At 61.0% G+C, this 19,456-nt stretch carries 17 protein-coding genes; 9 read left to right on the top strand and 8 right to left on the bottom strand.

Annotation, left to right across the window (positions count from 1 at the left end):
- Nucleotides 1-78 precede the first annotated feature (78 nt).
- Nucleotides 79-741 (bottom strand): phosphoribosylglycinamide formyltransferase, encoded by a 663-nt coding sequence (gene purN / locus KXD86_RS18420; protein WP_218637603.1) that lies wholly within the window; start codon nt 739-741, stop codon nt 79-81.
- A complete protein-coding gene (gene purM, locus KXD86_RS18415; RefSeq protein ID WP_218637602.1) occupies nt 738-1,802 on the bottom strand; it encodes a phosphoribosylformylglycinamidine cyclo-ligase in 1,065 nt (354 codons plus the stop codon). The genes purN and purM overlap by 4 nt, the downstream gene beginning before the upstream one ends.
- A 212-nt stretch (nt 1,803-2,014) precedes the next feature.
- On the opposite strand from purM, the gene KXD86_RS18410 reads away from it, so the two are divergent.
- The 5 genes from KXD86_RS18410 to KXD86_RS18390 are packed head-to-tail and all read left to right on the top strand — an operon-like array spanning nt 2,015 to nt 5,861.
- A complete protein-coding gene (locus KXD86_RS18410; RefSeq protein WP_228739710.1) occupies nt 2,015-3,391 on the top strand; it encodes a DUF8605 domain-containing protein in 1,377 nt (458 codons plus the stop codon).
- Nucleotides 3,392-3,412: 21 nt separating this feature from the next.
- A complete protein-coding gene (locus KXD86_RS18405; RefSeq protein WP_218637601.1) occupies nt 3,413-3,973 on the top strand; it encodes a CDP-alcohol phosphatidyltransferase family protein in 561 nt (186 codons plus the stop codon).
- Entirely contained in the window at nt 3,970-4,668 is a 699-nt protein-coding gene (hda, locus tag KXD86_RS18400) for a DnaA regulatory inactivator Hda (RefSeq protein ID WP_218637600.1), read from the top strand. Before KXD86_RS18405 ends, hda begins: the two co-directional genes overlap by 4 nt.
- A gap of 48 nt (nt 4,669-4,716) precedes the next feature.
- The gene (locus KXD86_RS18395; protein ID WP_218637599.1) at nt 4,717-5,514 is read left to right on the top strand and encodes a ParA family protein; all 798 of its coding nucleotides are present in this window, start codon (nt 4,717-4,719) and stop codon (nt 5,512-5,514) included.
- 11 nt (nt 5,515-5,525) lie between these two features.
- A complete protein-coding gene (locus tag KXD86_RS18390) occupies nt 5,526-5,861 on the top strand; it encodes a YqcC family protein (protein ID WP_218637598.1) in 336 nt (111 codons plus the stop codon).
- On the opposite strand, the gene nadC is transcribed toward KXD86_RS18390, so the two are convergent.
- The gene (nadC, locus tag KXD86_RS18385; protein ID WP_218637597.1) at nt 5,862-6,701 is read right to left on the bottom strand and encodes a carboxylating nicotinate-nucleotide diphosphorylase; all 840 of its coding nucleotides are present in this window, start codon (nt 6,699-6,701) and stop codon (nt 5,862-5,864) included.
- Nucleotides 6,702-6,944: 243 nt separating this feature from the next.
- Between nadC and KXD86_RS18380 the strand changes: the two genes are divergently transcribed.
- The 4 genes from KXD86_RS18380 (at nt 6,945) to KXD86_RS18365 (ending at nt 12,993) form a co-directional block, all read left to right on the top strand.
- Nucleotides 6,945-9,251, top strand: a complete 2,307-nt coding sequence (locus KXD86_RS18380; protein WP_218637596.1) for a DUF1631 domain-containing protein — start codon at nt 6,945-6,947, stop codon at nt 9,249-9,251.
- A 73-nt stretch (nt 9,252-9,324) separates the two neighbouring features.
- On the top strand, nt 9,325-9,954 hold the full coding sequence (gene ampD, locus KXD86_RS18375; RefSeq protein ID WP_228739709.1) for a 1,6-anhydro-N-acetylmuramyl-L-alanine amidase AmpD: 630 nt from the start codon (nt 9,325-9,327) through the stop codon (nt 9,952-9,954).
- Nucleotides 9,955-10,842 carry a CobD/CbiB family protein gene (locus KXD86_RS18370; RefSeq protein WP_218637595.1) on the top strand — a complete coding sequence of 296 codons (888 nt, stop codon included), beginning with the start codon at nt 9,955-9,957 and terminating at the stop codon, nt 10,840-10,842. It begins immediately after the preceding gene.
- A gap of 153 nt (nt 10,843-10,995) precedes the next feature.
- The gene (locus KXD86_RS18365; RefSeq protein WP_376770992.1) at nt 10,996-12,993 is read left to right on the top strand and encodes a methyl-accepting chemotaxis protein; all 1,998 of its coding nucleotides are present in this window, start codon (nt 10,996-10,998) and stop codon (nt 12,991-12,993) included.
- A gap of 28 nt (nt 12,994-13,021) precedes the next feature.
- On the opposite strand, the gene KXD86_RS18360 is transcribed toward KXD86_RS18365, so the two are convergent.
- From KXD86_RS18360 to KXD86_RS18340, 5 genes are all read right to left on the bottom strand, one after another.
- The gene (locus KXD86_RS18360; RefSeq protein ID WP_218637593.1) at nt 13,022-13,579 is read right to left on the bottom strand and encodes a cob(I)yrinic acid a,c-diamide adenosyltransferase; all 558 of its coding nucleotides are present in this window, start codon (nt 13,577-13,579) and stop codon (nt 13,022-13,024) included.
- Between the two features lie 13 nt (nt 13,580-13,592).
- Nucleotides 13,593-14,486 carry a ketopantoate reductase family protein gene (locus KXD86_RS18355; protein ID WP_218637592.1) on the bottom strand — a complete coding sequence of 298 codons (894 nt, stop codon included), beginning with the start codon at nt 14,484-14,486 and terminating at the stop codon, nt 13,593-13,595.
- 4 nt (nt 14,487-14,490) lie between these two features.
- Nucleotides 14,491-17,343 (bottom strand): valine--tRNA ligase, encoded by a 2,853-nt coding sequence (locus tag KXD86_RS18350; protein WP_218637591.1) that lies wholly within the window; start codon nt 17,341-17,343, stop codon nt 14,491-14,493.
- A gap of 85 nt (nt 17,344-17,428) precedes the next feature.
- Nucleotides 17,429-17,941, bottom strand: a complete 513-nt coding sequence (locus tag KXD86_RS18345) for a DNA polymerase III subunit chi (RefSeq protein ID WP_218637590.1) — start codon at nt 17,939-17,941, stop codon at nt 17,429-17,431.
- Nucleotides 17,928-19,421, bottom strand: coding sequence for a leucyl aminopeptidase (locus tag KXD86_RS18340; RefSeq protein WP_218637589.1), 1,494 nt, complete (start codon nt 19,419-19,421; stop codon nt 17,928-17,930). Before KXD86_RS18340 ends, KXD86_RS18345 begins: the two co-directional genes overlap by 14 nt.
- Nucleotides 19,422-19,456: the final 35 nt, after the last annotated feature.

Raw genomic sequence — 19,456 nt, 5'->3', positions numbered from 1 at the left:
ACCCAAAAGCCGTCTCTAATGGCGACAGTTTAGCGGGTTACCAGCGGTGGGGAGATGACAATCCGTTCAGGGTGGGACTCAGTTATCAGGAAGCCGCATCGGGGTGGTCAGAAGCTCTCCGTCGAACAGCACGTAATCGCTTCCGAGCTGGATTCGGCCCTCGCAGAACCAGCGAACCACAATCGGGTAGAGAATGTGTTCTTTCGCCTGCACCCGCTCTGCCAGCGTCTCCGCGGTGTCATCGGGGGCGACGCTCACTTCGGCCTGTGCGATGACCGGTCCGCCATCCAGTTCCTCGGTGACAAAGTGGACCGACACGCCGTGTTGGGTGTCTCCGGCGTCCAGCACCCGTTGATGGGTGTTCAGGCCGGTGTATTTGGGCAGCAGTGACGGATGAATATTCAGCAACTGGCCTCGGAAAGCCCGAACAAAATCCGTGGTCAGAATGCGCATGAATCCGGCCAGTACGATCAGATCCGGATTGTGCCGCCGGATTTCAGCCATCAGGGCCCCATCGAAGGCTTCCCGTGAGTCGTACTTCTTGTGATCGACCACGAACGTCTCGATGTGGGCCTGAGCGGCGCGTTCCAGTGCAAAGGCGTTCGGGCGGTTGCTGCCAACGGCGCAGATCTGACCGGGAAAATCCCGCTCCCGGCTGGCCTCCATCAGCGCCTGGACGTTGGTGCCGCTGCCGGAAGCCAGGATCAGGATTCGGGGCATGGGAGCCTGATCTGCCTTCATGCCGAGAGCAGCCCTGGTGCGTAGCGAACCACGGGGGCGGCGTCCGCGGAGTCCGCTGCTTCGATCACGCCCACCTGCCAGGCGTGTTCTCCTAGCGCTTTCAGGGTATCGAGTGCGAGGTCTTTCTGGTTGGACGGCACGCAGACAATCATGCCAATGCCGCAGTTGAAGGTTCGGTACATTTCCTCGGTGGCAACGCCGCCGGCGTCCTTCAGCCACTGGAAGACCGGGGGCAGGGTCCAGCTGGCGGTGTCGATAGCCGCTACGCTGCCATCCGGAAGCACCCGGGGAATGTTCTCGGGGAGGCCGCCGCCGGTGATATGGGACAGAGCCCGGACATCCACTTCCCGGATCAGCTGCAGAAGGTTCTTGACGTAGATGCGAGTCGGAGCCATCAGGGCGTCGCCCAGGGTGGTGCCGTCCAGGGCCTGATCCAGATTGGCATTGCTTACTTCCAGGATTTTACGAATCAGGGAGTAACCATTGGAGTGTGGGCCGGATGAGCCCAGCGCCAACAGAACGTCGCCAGCCTGGACCCGGCTGCCGTCAATGATTTCGCTGCGCTCGGCAACGCCGACACAGAAACCGGCGAGATCGTAGTCGTCGCCTTCATACATGCCCGGCATCTCTGCCGTTTCGCCGCCAACCAGGGCGCAACCGGACTGCTCGCAGCCCTCGCCAATGCCGGACACCACCTGGGCGGCCACATCCACGTTGAGCTTGCCGGTCGCGTAGTAATCCAGGAAGAAAAGCGGTTCGGCGCCGCCCACCACAAGATCGTTTACACACATGGCCACCAGGTCAATGCCAATGCTGTCGTGTTTCTGCAGTTGCATCGCCAAACGCAGCTTGGTGCCAACGCCATCCGTTCCGGAAACCAGGACTGGCTCATTGTATCCGGCCGGAATTGAAACCATGGCGCCAAACCCGCCCAATCCGCCAAGGACTTCCGGGCGCTTGGTGCGCGCGGCCGTCTGCTTGATGCGATTGACGAGTTCATTGCCTGCGTCGATATCAACGCCGGCATCACGGTAGGTCAGGGAGGGCTTCTGTTCGCTCATGGGGTACTTTAACCGTTGGCCAGTGGGTCAGGCGGCGGATTTTAACAGGTGCGGTGTGGCGCTCCAAATGTAATTCCCCCTACCGCGTGCCGGCCGGAACGCTAAGTGGTCAACGTATTGCCAATATTGCTTTTCTGAAACCCTGGCCTGCTACTCACGTCCTGGGCCATGGTGTATCCTATGCGCCATTCATGCGAACTGCAGGGTGTTTCATGTCAGTATCAGGACCTAAGTCGGCGTACCAGTCTGGACCGGCCGCGTGGGCTTTCATGTTGGGGCTCATTCTCGCAGCCTTTTGTGTGCCCGCCTCCGCGGTCACCGTGTCCGGCCTCTACTCGGTTGAAGTGCCCGTAACCGGGTCATCCCCAAACGAACTTGCTGTCGGCTATGCCGATGGTCTCGCCAGAGTCTTCGTTCGTGTGTCCGGAACCCGGGATGTGTTGGATCAGGAGGGCGTGGAAGCCTTGCTGGCGGATGCCGAGTCCCTGTTGCTGTCGTATCAGTACCTGCGTGGTGAGAATGGCGACAACCGGCTTCGCATGGCGTTCGGGGCGGTTGGTGTCAACCGTGCCCTGGCGTCCATTAATGCGCCGGTGTGGGGCGCAAACCGCCCCCTGACCCTGGCTTGGGTGGCCGTTGAGGACCGGGGTGCCCGGTCTCTGATCACCGAGAGTCCGGATTCCGGTGCCGCCGGCGGCCAGCAGACGTCGTCGACCTGGCAACGTGCGTTCGATCAGGCCGCTCTGGACCGGGGCCTGCCGGTGGCGTTGCCTCCCGCGAGGTTCAGCGGCGATCGCGAATTGCTCTCCGACCTCTGGGGGCAGTTCGTTAATCGAATCAATGCGGTTTCCGGTGATATTGAGCACGACGTCATGGCGCTGGTCCGGGTCAACCGGACCGGCGGTCAGTGGCGGGCTGGCTGGGTGTTTGAGGGTATGTCCATGGACGGTGGGGAGGAATCGGTGACCGCACCGACTCCGGAAGCCCTGGCGCAGACTGTCGTCAATCGCTGGGCCGAGCGTTACGCGAACCGGTACGCCGTTGCCGCCGGCGAAGTCGGGGAGTCCCCTCAGGTGGATATTGTCCTGCGCGGCGTCTCATCCGTTGAGGATTATGGCAAGATCAACGACGTCCTCGAGGGGCTGACGCCCGTGGTGAACGTTGGCGCGACGCGGGTCAAGGGCGATCAGTTGACGCTCCGTGTGGCGTTTTCCGGTGAGCTGGACCAGCTCAAGGAATACATTGCCCTGGATCCCCGTTTTGTTGCGATGGAAGGGGAGCCGAGTGGCCCGGACGTAACCTCGTCAGAGCCTTCCGGGGCGGACGTGGTGCCGGGACCGGCCGCCACCGAGGTTGCGGAGTCGGCCGACGCTGAGGCCGACGTTACACCCGGGGCTGACGTCGCTCCGGAGGCCGAGGCGGACACGGCTACCGGGGCAGAAGCCGCGGAGGGGAATCAGTCCATGTTTTCCTATCAGCCAATGCCGGTCGATGAGCAGGAGGCCGAGCAGGCGTTCGAATCCCTGTATCAGGTGCTGTATTATCGTTGGGAAACAACGCCCGTCATCGGGAAGGGTGACGGACAGTAAGGCGCTACCGGAGGGAGCCTTGTGAGTTTGGAACGCTGGCGCTGGATTCCCAATGCCCTGACGTTTTTGCGCATCCTGCTGATTGCTCCCTTCGCGGGCGGACTGCTGTCCGAGAACTATCGACTCGCGTTGCTGATTTTTGTCGTGGCGGCGGCCACCGATGCGTTTGATGGCTTCCTGGCCCGGCATTTCAACTGGCGGTCCAGGTTCGGCGCGATCGCCGACCCCCTGGCCGATAAAGCCCTCCTGTTGACGGCTTACCTGATGCTCACGTTGACCGGCGTGCTGCCGGTGTGGCTTTTCGTTCTCGTTCTCGGCCGCGATTTCCTGATCGTGGTCGGCGCTCTGGCTTATCATTACGGTATCGGACGCTTTGACATGCAGCCCAGTATCCCGGGCAAGCTCAACACCTTCATCCAGATTCTAGTGGTTCTTGCCATCATTGTGCTGCTGGCGGGCCTGCCCATGCAGCCCTGGGTCCTGGACGCCGGCATCTTGCTGGTGGCGGTGTCGGCGGTCTTCAGTGGCTTGCACTATGTGCTGGTGTGGGGTGTGCGGGCGTGGAGGGCCAGGCGGTCGTGAAAGCATCGCAGCTGTCGCTTGGAATCAAGCTCCGTGATGATGCCCGCTTCGGGAACTTTCACGGCGACCGGAACGCGAGTGCGGCGTCGCGTCTCAAGGCTATCTGTGATCAGCCGGACGGCATCCCGGTTGTGGTGATTTCCGGAGATTCGGATACCGGCAAGAGTCATTTGCTCCAGGCCGTCTGCCACGATGCGGAGAGCAGGGGGCGGGCTGCCGTGTGCATCAGCATTGCCGAGCTGGAACCCTTTGGCCCCGAGGCACTGGGCGGGCTGGAGGGTGCGGACGTCATCTGCCTTGATGACCTCGACCGCATTGCTGGCCAGGAAGCTTGGGAAGAAGCGGTGTTTCACCTGTATAACCGGGTTCAGGACCGTGGTGGCCTGCTGGTCGTCAGCCTTTCAGAGGTTCCCTCCGCGGCCTCGTTCAGGCTCCCGGACCTGGTGTCGCGACTCACACACGGCCTGACCGTTCAACTCGGTATCTATCGGGATGACGATCGACTTCGCATCCTGATGGCCCGTGCGGAACAGCGGGGCCTGGTGATCGGAGACGACGTTGCCGGGTTCATTATGCGGCGGGCCCCGCGCCGATTGGGAGATTTATTGGCAATTCTGGACACTCTGGATGAGAATTCGCTTCAGGCCCAGCGACGACTGACCATTCCGTTCGTCAAGACGGTGATGGGCTGGTAAACGGAATGTTGGCCTAAAAAACTAGAAAGTGCGCAAGGGAGAGACGACATGAGACGGGTTGTATTCAATCAGAAGGGCGGTGTAGGCAAATCCAGTATCACGTGTAACCTGGCGGCCATCAGTGCGGCCCGAGGCAAGCGGACGCTGGTGGTGGATCTGGACCCCCAGGGCAATTCGACCCACTATCTTCTGGGCAAGCCTGCGGGCGAACTCCGGGATACGGTCGCGGACATGCTGGAGCAGACGGTGGCCTTTACCGTCTTCAACCGCCGTCCGGATGAATTCGTACATGCGTCTCCCTTCGATAACCTCTTTGTGATGCCATCCAGTCCGGAGCTGGACTTTCTGGAGCGGAAGCTGGAGGCCAAGCACAAGATCTACAAATTGCGTGAGGCCCTGAAGAAACTCGGTGAGACCTTCGACGCGATCTACATCGACACGGCTCCGGCACTGAACTTTTACACCCGTTCCGCCCTGATTGCGGCCCAGCGGTGTCTGATCCCCTTTGATTGCGATGATTTCTCCCGCCAGGCCCTGTACAACATCCTGAATGAAATTCGTGACCTGCAGGAAGACCACAACGAGGATCTGGTGGTCGAGGGTATTGTTGCCAACCAGTTTCAGCCGCGCGCCAGCCTGCCAAAGCAACTGGTCCGGGAATTGATGGAAGAGGGCCTGCCGGTTCTGCCGGTACGGCTGTCGAGTTCCGTCAAGATGAAAGAATCGCACCAGAGCCGGCAGCCGCTCATTCACATGGCTCCCAAGCACACCCTGACCCGTCAGTACGAAGATCTGTTCCGAGTACTGAACGGTGAGACGGTGGAGCTGGAGCCCCTGGCCGATTAAAAAGGGTTGTTATGAGTGATGCCAGTGATCAGGTCGGCCTGGTTGCCGACAGTCTGCTCCGAATCGAGATGGAGCTGCGCCAGCTCGGGCTGTGGGACGAGGAGCCGCCACCGCCGGAGGCGATGCAAAGCACCCAGCCTTTCTGCGTCGACACGCTGGAATTCACCCAGTGGATTCAGTTCGTGTTCGTTGAGCGAATGAAGGTGATCATCGAGAATGACCACCCTCTGCCGGCCGTATCGGGGATCGCTCCGATGGCCGAAGAGCATTTTCGCAGTCGGCCGGAATCCGGTGTCGGCCTGATCCGTGAGCTGGAAGAAATCGACCGGCTGTTGTCCGGAAACTGATCAGTCGAGGCGCATGGACAGATCCGTTGCCTTGACGTCTTTGGTCAGGGCGCCGATCGAGATGTAGTCGACACCGGTTTCCGCGACCGTCACCAGCGACTGTGCGTTGATGCCGCCGGAGGCCTCCAGGCGGGCCCGGCCATTGGTCAGGGCAACGGCGGCGCGCATATCCTCGAGGGAAAATTCGTCCAGCATGATGATGTCGGCGCCGGCCGAGAGCGCCTGCTGCAGCTCGTCCATGGACTCCGTTTCCACTTCCACCGGCCGGCCCGGGGCAATCCGCCGGGCTTCGCTGATCGCCCCGGCGATCGAGCCGCACGCCGAGATGTGATTTTCCTTGATCAGAAACGCATCCCACAGCCCAATTCGATGGTTGTGGCAGCCACCACAGGTGACGGCGTATTTCATCGCGAGGCGTAGTCCGGGAAGGGTTTTCCGGGTGTCGAGCAGGCGCACGCCCGTGTGAGCCACTTTTTGGGCGTAATTGGCGCATACCGTGGCAACGCCGGAGAGCGTCTGCAGCCAGTTCAGGGCTGACCGTTCTGCGGTCAGCAGGCTGCGGGCCGGTCCCTGCATCCGGAACAGAACCTGGTCCGGGGAGACGGTGTCGCCATCCGTAACCTGCCAGTCCAGCTTCACGGTCGGGTCGACCTGGCGGAACACCTCGGTGACCCAGTCGCAACCGGCGATGGTCGCGTGTTCACGGGTGATGACCCGGCCCGATGCCAGTTTGTCCGCGGGAATCAACTGAGCGGTGATGTCGCCATCGCCAATGTCCTCACGCAGACTCTGGGCGACATTCTCAACTCGGGCTTGGCGTAGAAGTTCTGCAGGGATCATGGCTTCGGGTCCGATCAAATCAGGTTGGAACGTGAATAACGGGGGATTCTATAGGCCCGGCACGGATTCGCCAAACGGTACGGGGTGAAACGGGGTGATACAGGGTGAACTGTTAAACTGTGACCAGCGTCTGATGTACACAAAAGGTGACAAAATCTGACACAAGCTGACGTAGACAGCTCGTATGATGAAACACTCAGGGACGTCCCCCCCGCATTTCGCGATCAGACTCGGAGCAGCTCAATGGCGCGCGATAACAACATTGTCAGTTTCTCTGGCCAGAAGCCGCCGCAGAGATTTTCCCTGCCTCAGGCATTGGTGCGTTTACGTGACGCATCGGGTCAGTCCCTGAAGCGGGTGCTGGCAAACTTCTTTGATCGTTCGGACGACGCCCTCTTCGAATTGGCCGACCGCGCCAGCAACACCGTGGACCAGTCCGCCTATTTTGACGCCATGCGGGAGCTGCGACTCCGGCGCAAGGCCATGGTGGTTTCCATGCTCCAGTACGTCAGCCAGGCCTTCAACGACATTGGCAAGTTCCGGCCCCGGGATTCGTCCGGCATTCTTGACGAAGTGGATGAGGACTCCCTCAGCCTCGTGGATCACTCCCAGCTCGAGCAACAGGTTGCGATTGAAAACCTGATCAACAAGTTGCGTACCCGGTATTCCGACCAGATCCGGTTGCTGACGGCGCGGGTCAATCATGTGGTGCCTTCCATTGAGCTGGCCAACAGCCAGATGCCGCTCAGCCCGGAAGTCTTGTGTGGTGGGGTGGCGGAAGCCTGTGCGGACCTCGATATCGATATTCGCGCCAAGCTGGTTGTTCTCAAGTTGTTTGACCGGCTGCTGGCCGACACACTCGGAGATTTCTACCAGGAAGCCAATCAGACGCTGATCACCGAGGGGATTCTCCCCGATATGAAGCGGCCACCGTCCGAATCGTCGGGCGGGAAGAAATCGTCCGCGGGCACCGGGGCGAAGGCCAGTGACGCCAAATACCCGGGTACCGGTTCCGGGAGCGAAGGCCAGGGATCTCAGGCGACGTTTTCGGAGCTCAGTGCGCTGCTGCACCAGGGCGGCGAGGGTGCGGGATCCGGCCGGGCCGTTACCGGTGAAGGCTATCTGGATACGGACCGACTGATGGCTCGGTTGAGTGAAATTCAGACGGCGTCCGGCCAATGGGGCGTCGACGAGATCATCACCCTGAACGATCAGCTCAAACCGGTGCTGACCGTCGAGCAGGGCAAGTTTGCCAACGTGGGACAGGTCGATAACGACGTCATTAACCTGGTTGGCATGCTGTTCGATTTCATTCTTGAGGACCGGCAACTGCACCCGGTCATGAAATCGCTGATCAGTCGCCTGCAAATTCCGGTGCTCAAGGTCGCCCTGACCGACAAGAACTTTTTCAACCGGGGTGGTCACCCCGTGCGCAAGCTGCTGAATGAACTCGCACTCTCGGCCATCGGCTGGACCGAGAAGCGCTCCGGGCAGCGGGATCCGCTTCGGGACAAGATTGAGTCGGTGGTTGAACGCATTCTGAATGAATTCACCGACAACGTTGGGTTGTTCGAAGAGCTGCTGACCGATTTTAGCCACTTCATGGACCTCGACCGTCGGCGCCGGGAGCTGGTCGAGCAGCGCCTGCGTGATGCCGAAGAGGGACGTGCCCGACAGGAGCGGGCGTCCGAGGCGGTCGACGCCATGATTCGCGACCTGGTCATCAATCGGAACATTCCGGCACCGGTCGCGCAGCTCCTGCAGGAAGCCTGGCGGAAGTACCTCCAGTGGCTGGTGCTGCGGGAAGGGGAAGACAGCCAGAGATGGGCTGATGCCTGTGATCTGACCGAGCGGCTGGTCTGGAGTGTCGACCCGCAACCGGTATCTGACACAACGCGTAGCGACCTGCTGAGAGCCATTCCATCCATCGTCGACGACCTGCGTCGGGCCTTGCAGGAGATTTCCTGGGATCCGTTTGCGACCGACTCGATCATCCGTGATCTGGAGCTGGCTCACGTTGATGTGTTCCAGCGCCTGGTAACGGCCCCCGCCCGTTCCGAGCCGCCCGTAAAAGCGCCTGCCAGTGTCGACGTGCCCCGGGAGGCGGAGGCCGAGCATGCGCCGGCAGACGCCGCCGTTGAGCCGGACGCGGAAGGCGAGACGGCCCTTGCCGATACGTCGCATCCGGAAGAGCCGTTCGATCAGAGTGCGAATCACGTGGCCCCCAAGGTTGTGGAAACGGACACCGCTCCGCCAGCAGACGGGATCGCACAGGAGTGGCTCGACCGTGCCGATGCATTGCGGGTGGGTTCCTGGATCGAGATGTCGAAGGACGGTGGCAAAGTTCGTTGCAAGCTGGCGGCGTTTATCAAGGCCACCGGTAAGTACATTTTTGTGAACCGCAGTGGCGCCAAGGTCGCGGAATACCATCGCCAGGACCTGGCTGCCGCCATGGCTTCGGGCGAAATTGGCATGCTTGATGACGGTCTGATCTTCGATCGCGCCCTGGAGTCGATCATCGATAACCTGCGCAGCAGTCGCAAGGACTGAAGTCGTAGCAAGACCGGCGACTTTGTGCTTCAATCAGGGCATTCTGTAATGCCCTGATACTTTTGGATTTACCTTGCCTCGATCAGACACAGCCCCAGCCTCACCGGTCGTTTCTTCCAGCGACATAAACACACTTCGTGAAACCGGGAAGTTACCCGCGGCGCGCTGGTGCCCGTCACCCAATTTCGGCCCCCGCCCCGAGGGTGCCGCCATTAGTCTGCTGGTCGTGCACAACATCAGTCTGCCCCCGGGCCAGTTTGGTGGCCCCGAGATTGAAGAATTCTTCTGCAATCGTCTGGATCACTCGGCACATCCGTATTTTGAAACCATTGCCGGCATGCAGGTGTCGGCACACGCCCTGATTCGTCGGGACGGTTCACTGGTGCAGTTTGTCAGCCTTCTTGAGCGCGCCTGGCACGCCGGTCGTTCGTGTTTCAAGGGGGAGGAGGAATGCAATGATTTCTCCATCGGTATTGAACTGGAAGGGACGGACGATATTCCCTACTCGGAATCCCAGTACCGGAGTCTGGCTCAGCTTGCGCACGTGATCATGTTGGCCTGGCCGGCGATAACGGCTGAGCGATTAACCGGGCATTGCGACATTGCCCCCGGTCGAAAGACCGATCCCGGTCCTGTGTTTGACTGGCCGCATTTCCGCACCCTGCTTGCGGACGTTGCGGCAAGCAACGAGAGGCGAGGCTGAATGGTTCTGATCGTATTCCTGCTGGCCTACATGGTTCGGCGCCGACTCGATACCCACAACAGACTCTCCAGCGACACACTCTGGCGGCACTGGTTCCATCGCGCTGCAAAGGTCGAGGCCGGTCATGAGTCCGGTATTGCCGGCGGCCTGGCGCTGGTGGTTCTGCCCGCGCTGATCGTGGGCCTTGGGGTGTACCTGCTCGATGTCATTGGCTGGGGGATGGTGGGGTACCCCATCGAATGGCTGGTTCTGATCCTGATGATGGGGGCACCGGGCTGGCGCCCCGTACTGCAGAGCTACTCGGTGTCCTGGCAGCGAGGCGATATGCAGGCGGCCTGGCACACCGTGGAAGACCGCTTGCCCGCCGAGGAGCGAGGCGCCTCGGCGTCCCCGGAAATCATGCACCTGACGCTGTCGAAAGTATTCCTGGTCACAGTCTTCCAGCGTTTTTTCCTGATTGGCTTCTGGTACGTGGTCGGCGGTATTGGTCTGGCGGTTCTGGCTCGCGGATTGGTGGCTCTGTCTGAGCAGTGGCCCCAGGCAGCCGCCCGCTCCCGGTTCCACAGGTTGGCGGAATGGATGGCCTGGCTTCCGGTTCGCCTGCTGTCGATAACCTTCGGCATTGCCGGTGACCTCGCCGGGTGGATGCGCGAGTTCCCCGCCAGCGTCGGCGGAATCTCCAAAAAGACGGCTGATGTCCTAATGATTTCCGCAAACGGGTCGTTAACCGGGTATGCGCTGGACCCTGAGAGGTTCTCCCGAATCCACCCGGACGAGTGGGTCGATTTTGGCGGGCGTAGCCTGGGAGCAATCCGAGATCTTCTCAACCGGAGCATGCTGGTGTGGATTTGCGGATTGGCGTTGCTGGTAATCTTCGGAGTTCTTTGATCCAGCCCCACCCGAGGCAACATTTTAACAACAATTAACGCTCAAGTTTCTGGCGCTTCAGGCGACAATATAAGAAAAGAACGATCGTTCAGTTGTTGAAGTTCCAGTGAGAGGGAAACCGTGAAGCAACTTATCTATCCTGCCATAGCACTGATGAACCGGCTGCCCATGGTCTACAAGTTCAGCCTGATCAGCATACTGTTCCTGTTGCCGATCGGTGGGCTTTCCTGGCTGGTGATGTCTCAGCTGAATCAGTCGGTCCAGACCATGATCCGAGGCGTTGAGGGGCTCCAGCAACTGACGACCGTCGAACAGCTGCTCTCGTCCTCCATGGCGTACCGGGACTATCGCGCCGCCGGCGTACTCAAGAACGAAGACGGACTGCTGGAGGCTTCCGACGCCGCCGCCGAGCGGATTGATGCGCTGTTGGGCAGTCTGACGGCGGAGCAACGCTCGTTTGATGCATCGGGATCCTGGGCGGACCAGGTGGCTGCTATCGAGGAGGATTGGAAAGCGCTGCGGGCGGATGACAATTACCAGGGCAACATCGATCCCCAGTTCAAGTATTACCAGGAGTTCGTGCAGAAGGTGATGGCGCTTCTGCCAGCGACCATCGAGATATCGGGGCTGGGCCAGGATGCGTCCCGGGAGAACCAGCTGCTCCTCGGGTTGATTCGGGAAGCCTTGCCCGAGGCCCGTGGCGTGATTGGCCAGGCCCGCTCCTATGGCACCTTTGCACTCGTCGAAGGCCAGGTGGGTTATGCCCTGAGTGAGGGGCTCAACGAAATCTACGATCGTCTGACCAACCGCAGTTCATTGCTGGCCCCGGCGATGTCAGTGGCGGCAGAGGCCTCCGGCCAGCTTTCCAATGAAGCCGGCAACACGATTGCCCGAGTCAACGACAGTTTAACCGTGGTGCGTGACGCCCTGGACGTCAATGTCATCACGCCGATGCGACTGGAAATGCCCTGGCAGGAATACGACGCCCTGATTCGTACGCAGCTTGAGAGTTACGATGAGCTGACCGCCGCCATCTTTGATGTGGTTGAGGGCAACCTCTCCACCCGACTTGAAAAGCAGGTTAACCAGCGACGCCTCATCGTAGTGGCACTCGTGGCGATCCTGCTCGTGGTTGTCTATCTGTACATCGGTTTCTTCATGTCGGTGCGCACCGCCATCAACCGGTTTACGGAGGCGGCCCGGAACGTTGCGGCGGGTGACATGACCACTCACATCAACCTGCAGAACCGCGATGAGCTTGGCGAGCTGACCAGCGAATTCAACAACATGACCGATCGCATTGCCGAGTTGATCCGCTCTGTCAGCAGTACGACGGCCGACGTGGACCAACAGGCGACACGGGTCAAGGATACGGCCGCCGCCAACAGCGAGGCGGTGGCTCGCCAGATGGAAGAGAGCGGGCAGATCAACGAAGCCATGAACCAGATGGTGGAAGCCGTCAACGAGGTCACCGAGAGCGCCCACCGGGTGGCTGACAGTGCCGGCACGGCCGAAAGTGATACCGAAACCGGCCGGCAGGTGGTTGCGGATACCGTCGAAACCATCAATCATCTGGCCTCGGAAATCTCTGGCGCCGTTGAAGTGATCAACCGGGTGAGCCAGGACAGTGACAACATCAGTCAGGTGCTGGTTGAGATCAAGGCCATTGCCGAGCAGACCAACCTGCTTGCCCTGAACGCAGCGATCGAAGCCGCGAGGGCTGGCGAGCAGGGCCGGGGCTTCGCGGTGGTGGCAGACGAGGTGCGCTCTTTGTCCCAGCGTACCCACAAGTCAACGGAAGAAATCGAGGGTATGATCTCCCGGCTGCAGAGTGGGGTGAAGGATGCGGTTTCGGCGATGACCAATAGCCGGGACGTCACCGAGACCACGGTGACCAAGTCCGGTCAGGTCACCGAAGCGCTCGACCGCATTGCGCGGGGCATCTCAATCATTGTGGACATGAGCCACCAGATTGCCCAGGCGGCGGAAGAGCAATCCGCCGTGGCCAAGGACGTGAATACGAGCGTTGCTCAGATTGGCGATCTTGGCCAGACCACCGCCGCCAACGCCGAGGAAACCCTGGGATCATCCCGGGAGATGTCCGAGCTTACGGCATCGCTTCAGCGACTGGTGGAAGCCTTCAAAGTGTGACGTGCTCACGAAAACAGAAGTCCGGCCCTCAGAGGCCGGATTTTTTTTGCTCCCACAGAATTTCCTCGCCACCGTCCCGCCGGGCCAGTACCCGGGCGATCACGAACAGCAGGTCCGACAGTCGGTTCAGGTAATGGCGGGACGCGGTGTTGATGGAATCCTCGTGCCCAAGGGCAACCACAATGCGTTCGGCTCTCCGGCAAACGGCCCGGGCCAGGTGGCACTGGGCTGCGGCGGGCGTACCACCCGGGAGAATGAAGTTCTTCAACGGGGGAATTCCCTCGTTATGGTGATCAAGGGTCTGCTCCAGCCATTCAATGTGGTCCTCGCCAATCACCTTGCTGCCGGGTATGGCGAACTCGCCGCCCAGGTCGAACAGGTGATGCTGGATGCGGCGCAGGCTCTCCACCAGGGGGTCGTTGCTGTCGAGGGTTTCGATCAGCAGGCCAATGTGGCAGTTCAGTTCGTCGGCAGTACCCATGGCCTCGACACGCTGTGCGTTCTTGGCAATGCGATTGCCATCGGCCAGGCCTGTTGAGCCATCGTCCCCGGTTCGGGTGTAGATCTTGGAAAGGCGATTGCCCATCGGCATGCTCCTGTTAGCGTGTTGACAGTTGTTTTACCCGTTCTGTCAGCATTTGGTTCACCGGTGTCGGAATTCCCAGGGACTGACCCAGGCGCACCAGGTAGCCGTTGATGTAATCAATCTCGGTGGTTCGCCCCTGCAGCATATCACTGCGCATGGAGGAGGTGTTGCCGGCAGTGGCATGCGCCACCGCTTCAATTCGGGCTCTGAGATCTGCGGGTTCACTGGCCGTCTGACCGCTTGCGGCCATCAGTTGAGCGATTTCCCGGCACAGGTCGTCGATGTGGGTCTGGAAAAAGTCCGCAGACACTATGTCGCCGTTGGGGCAGTCGAGAATCGCGGTAAACGGGTTGATGCCGGCATTGATCACCAGCTTTTGCCAGAGTCGGCCGAGGATGTTGTTTTCCGGGTGGATCCTCAGGCCGCTGACGCTCAGGCGTTCAACCACGGGGGCTGTGTAAGCCCGCCCGACGTCGGTGAGCGCGCCAACCCAGGTTTCGCCAGCACCAGCGTGAACGACCCGATCCGGTGACGGCCGGTTGGCCCCCTCGGTGGTACTGGCGGCCAGTACCGGCCGGTCTGGCCAGCGTTCCGCAACCGCCTGTTGGCTGCCAAGGCCGTTCTGAAACAGCACAATGGGGGTTGTCGAGGGCAGGGCGGCCGCAATGGCCTCAAGCGCCTCCCGCGTATCCCCGGCTTTGGTCATGACCAGTACCAGGCCCGGCGTATCTGAGGCGGTGAGCCAGGGTACGGAAACCGGGTGTTCTGTGCCGTCAAGACGTTGGAACGTGTACGCCAAAGGCTCGCTGGGCGAGGTTGCCGGTCTGGGAACAAAGACGGTTTCGTGGGCAGGCAGCGAGGCGGCCCAAAGCCGCCCCAGCGCGCCTGCTCCAAGAATGGCAATCATGCCGTTACATGGCCTCGATGTCGGCCCGCTGTTCGCTCAGACGGGCCAGGCTACCCTGAGCATCCCGGAGCTTTTCCTGCTCTTTCTCCACGACTTCGGCCGGTGCCTTTGCCGTGAATTTCTCATTACTCAGTTTGCCTTCCAGCCGTCCGATCTCCTTTTGCAGGCGTTCAAGCTCCTTGTCCAGGCGCTTGAGTTCGGCGTCCTTGTCGATCAGGCCGGCCATGGGCACCAGTACTTCCATCTCGCCAACCAGCTGAGTTGCCGACATCGGCGCCTTGTCGCCATCAAACCAATCCAGGCTTTCCAGCTTGGCCAGCGACGCGAGGAACTGACGGTTGTCGTCCATACGGCGTTTGTCGTCTGCGTCCTTGCTGCGCAGCAGAACCGGGATCTTCTTCGCCGGGGAGATGTTCATCTCGCCACGGATATTGCGCACGGCGACGATCACGCCCTTGAGCCACTCGATGTCCGCCGCCACGGCGGCATCCTGCTTGCTGCTGTCCGCCTGGGGGTAAGGTTGCAGCATGATGCTGTCGCCCGACTTGCCGGCCAGCGGTGCAATGCGCTGCCAGATTTCCTCGGTGATGAACGGCATGATCGGATGGGCCACCCGCAGCACCGCCTCCAACACCCGAACCAGCGTGCGGCGGGTGCCGCGCTTGGCTTCGGCACTGGCGTTTTCATCATTCAGGACCGGCTTGGACAGTTCCAGATACCAGTCGCAGTACTCGTTCCAGATGAACTCGTAGAGCGCGTAGGCGGCAAGGTCGAAGCGGTACTGGTCCAGATGGCGAACCACATCCTGCTCGCAGTTCTGCAGTTCGCTGATGATCCAGCGGTCCGCCAGGGACAATTCCACGGACTCGTCGTTCACGCCGCAGTCTTCGCCTTCGGTGTTCATCAGCACATAGCGGGCAGCGTTCCAGAGCTTGTTGCAGAAGTTCCGGTAACCTTCCAGCCGCTTCATGTCCCAGTTAATGTCGCGCCCGGTGGTGGCCATGGCCGCCAGGGTGAAACGCAGGGCATCGGTGCCGTGGGCGGCGATGCCTTCGGGAAATTCCTTCTGGGTGCGCTTGCCGATTTTCTCGGCCAGTTTCGGCTGCATCAGGTTGCCGGTCCGCTTCTCCAGCAAGTCGTTCAGACCGATGCCGTCGATCATGTCCAGCGGGTCAATGACGTTACCCTTGGACTTGGACATCTTGTCGCCGTGTTCGTCCCGGATCAGGCCGGTGACATACACGGTGTGGAAGGGCACCTGAGGTGTGCCGTCTTCGTTCTTCATGAAGTGCATGGTCATCATGATCATCCGGGCGACCCAGAAGAAGATGATGTCAAAACCGGTGACCAGCACATCGGTGGGGTGGAAGTTCTTCAGGCGTTCGGTGATTTCCGGCCAGCCCAGGGTGCCAAAGGTCCAGAGTGCCGAGCTGAACCAGGTGTCCAGTACGTCATCGTCCTGGGCCAGTTCAAGGTCGGCGGCGAGGCTGTGCTTCTGGCGCACTTCCTCTTCGCTGCGACCGACGTAGATGTTGCCCTCGACGTCGTACCAGGCGGGAATGCGATGCCCCCACCAGAGCTGACGGGAGATACACCAGTCCTGGATGTCGCGCATCCAGGAGAAGTACATGTTCTCGTACTGCTTGGGCACGAACTGGATGCGGCCGTCTTCCACCGCCTCGATGGCCGGCTTGGCCAGTGTCCTGGCATCGGCGAACCATTGATCGGTGAGCATCGGCTCGATGATCAGGCCGGAGCGGTCGCCACGGGGCACGCTCAGCACGTGGTCTTCTTCCCGTTCCAGCAACCCGGCTTCCCTGAGATCGGCGACGATGGCCTTGCGGGCCTCCTCGCGGGTCAGGCCGGCGTAAGCGGACGGCATCTGGCCGTCAATATCGCCGTTCTCGGTACCATCGGAATTGAATACCTCCGCGACGTCCCGGATGTTGGCGTCCTGGGTCATCACGTTGATCATGGGCAGGTTGTTGCGCTTGCCCACGGCGTAGTCGTTGAAATCGTGAGCGGGCGTGATCTTCACGCACCCACTGCCTTTTTCCGGGTCGGCGTGGTGGTCCGCCACGATGGCAATCTTGCGATTCACCAGCGGCAGCATCACGTGTTTGCCGATCAGGTGCTGATAGCGCTCGTCATCCGGGTGCACCGCCACGGCGGTGTCGCCCAGCATGGTTTCCGGGCGAGTGGTGGCGACCACCACGTAGTCCTTGCCGTCTTTGGTTGTTGCGCCGTCGGCCAGTGGATACCGGAGGTGCCAGAAGAATCCCTTTTCTTCCTTGTTCTCCACCTCAAGGTCGGAGATCGCGGTGTGCAGTTTCGGGTCCCAGTTCACCAGGCGCTTGCCACGGTACACCAGGCCTTCGTCGTACAGGCGGATAAAGACTTCCTGCACGGCCTTGTAGAAACCGTCGTCCATGGTGAAACGCTCGTGATCCCAGTCCACGGAGTTGCCCAGGCGACGCATCTGGCGGGTAATGGTGCCGCCAGAATGCTCTTTCCAGTCCCAGATGCGCTTGATGAACTCGTCGCGGCCCAGGTCGTGACGGGTTTTTCCCTCTTCGGCGGCCAACTTGCGCTCGACCACCATCTGGGTGGCGATGCCAGCGTGGTCGGTGCCTACCTGCCAGAGCGTGTTGCGGCCCTGCATGCGCTTGTAGCGGGTGAGGGTGTCCATGATGGTGTGCTGGAACGCATGGCCCATGTGCAGGCTGCCGGTGACGTTGGGCGGCGGGATGGCAATGCTATAGGACTGACCTTCACCGGAAGGGCGGAAGTACCCTTTGGATTCCCAGTTCTCGTACCACTGGCGCTCGATATTTTCTGGCTGGTAGGTTTTTTCCATGGGTTTCTGCTGGTGACCGTTGGTTGATTCGCAAGGGGAAATTAAGACGCCCGATTATACATGGTCGTCCGGGTTGCGGCGAACCTCAGCGCTTTCTCTGGTCGTGAACCCGGGCCTCAATGCCCAGTGCCCGCAGTTGCCGGAAATGGGAGCGGGCCTGGTTCAGCACGGAGGGTTCGTTATGGGCAACCAGGGCCAGTCGCTTGAACCGGTCCGCATCGGCGGGCAGCGTGCTGGACAGGATGATGACCGTGTCCCAATCCTCCGCGCCCGGCGGGCACAGCAAGATGCCAACGGGGTCCGTGCAGGTGGTGGCGGAATCCGGTACCACGCTGTGGGGAATGAACGCATCCGGGCTGAAATTCCACAGCAGGTCGTCCAGTTCCTGGGCGTGCTGCATGGTGTCGCAGACGATGCAGACGCGATCTCCCTGCTGCCAGGCCTTGTCCACCAGTTTGGCCGCGTGGAGGTTGCGGGCCGCCGGCGTATTCTGGGCGAGGATGTGGAACCAGTAACGCTGATTGGGGTCGGTTTGTCCGGAGGCGCCGGCAGCAGAGCTGCCGGCCTCCGGATGATCGCTGGGGTTACTTGCCGGCATGGGACATCAGGTAGTCGACCAGCAGGGGAACCGGGCGGCCGGATGCGCCCTTGGCCTTGCCGGAGTGCCAGGCGGTCCCCGCGATGTCCAGGTGGGCCCAGCGGTATTCCTTGGTGAATCGGGACAGGAAGCAGGCGGCCGTGATGGTGCCGGCGGATCGGTCGCCGATGTTCTGCATGTCGGCAAAGTTGCTGTCCAGCTGGCTCTGGTAGTCGTCCCAGAGCGGCAGGCGCCAGGCCCGATCGTCCGCCCGCTCACCCGCTGCAAGCAGTTCGTTGGCGAGCTCGTCGTTGTTGGAGAGCAGGCCGGAGGCGTGGTGGCCCAGGGCAACGATGCAGGCGCCGGTCAGCGTGGCCATATCAATCACCGCCGCGGGATCAAATTTCTTGACGTAGGTGAGGGCGTCACACAGGACCAGCCGGCCTTCGGCGTCGGTATTGAGAATCTCAACGGTCTGGCCGGACAGGGTGGTCACGATATCGCCAGGGCGGCAGGCGCCGCCATCCGGCATGTTTTCAGCTGCGGCTATGACGGCCACAACGTTGATCTTGGGCTTGGTCTCGGCCAGCACCTGCATGGCGCCAAACACCCCCGCGGAGCCACCCATGTCGTATTTCATCTCATCCATGCCGGCACCCGGCTTCAGGCTGATGCCGCCGGTGTCGAAGGTGATGCCTTTGCCGACCAGCACCTGAGGCTTGTCTTTTGGATTGCCGCCGCGGTACTCCATCACGATCAGGCGCGGGGGCTGGGTGCTGCCTTTGCCAACGGCCAGGATGGTGTTCATGCCCATCTTTTCCATCTGCTTTTCATCAAGCACTTCGGTCTTGATGCAGTCGTGGTCCTTGGCGAGCTTTTTGGCCTGCTGGGCGAGCCATTCCGGGTGACAGATGTTGGGCGGGGTGTTGCCCAGGTCCCGGGTGAAGTTCATGCCTCGGCCGGTTGCCAGGCCGAGGTTGAAGGCGTCCTTCAGAGCCTTGCCGCCGCCAGAGGCAGTGACCAGAACCTTGTTCAGCTTGCGGGCCGCCGGCTTCTCGCTCTTGTACTCGGTGAAGGTGTACAGCTGCTCTTCCAGGGTGCGACCAATCAGGTTCAGGCGGGCTTCCTCGGAGCTCACCGCGTCCGGGCCACTGACGGGGGTGTCTGCCAGGGTAACCAGGGCCGTTTTCGAGGGGCCATCCTTCAACGCACCGACCAACGCGATCAGGGCCTTCCGGTAGGTTGCCGGCGTGCGCTCGCTGTCTTTACCGGTACCCACGACCAGCAGACGGCTCCAGGGCCGGTCGCTGAGTGGAATGGTGCGCGTGGTGGCATTCTTGCCCGTGATGTCACCGTTCTTCTGGAGCGTCTTGATCAAACCGCCCAGAGCGTCGTCCGCCTGAGTCGTGGACTCCGGCCAGGTGCCTTTCTCGGGAAGACCGATCACAAGGCAGTCGGCTTTCGTGCTGACAATGGCTTTACTGCTCAGGCTGAAATTCATGGCAACTCCTGTTGATTGTTCTGAAGAACTGTCCG

It is taken from the genome of Marinobacter arenosus, from assembly GCF_019264345.1.
Classification (GTDB): Bacteria; Pseudomonadota; Gammaproteobacteria; order Pseudomonadales; family Oleiphilaceae; genus Marinobacter; species Marinobacter arenosus.
This window is presented reverse-complemented; position numbering and strand designations above follow the sequence as displayed.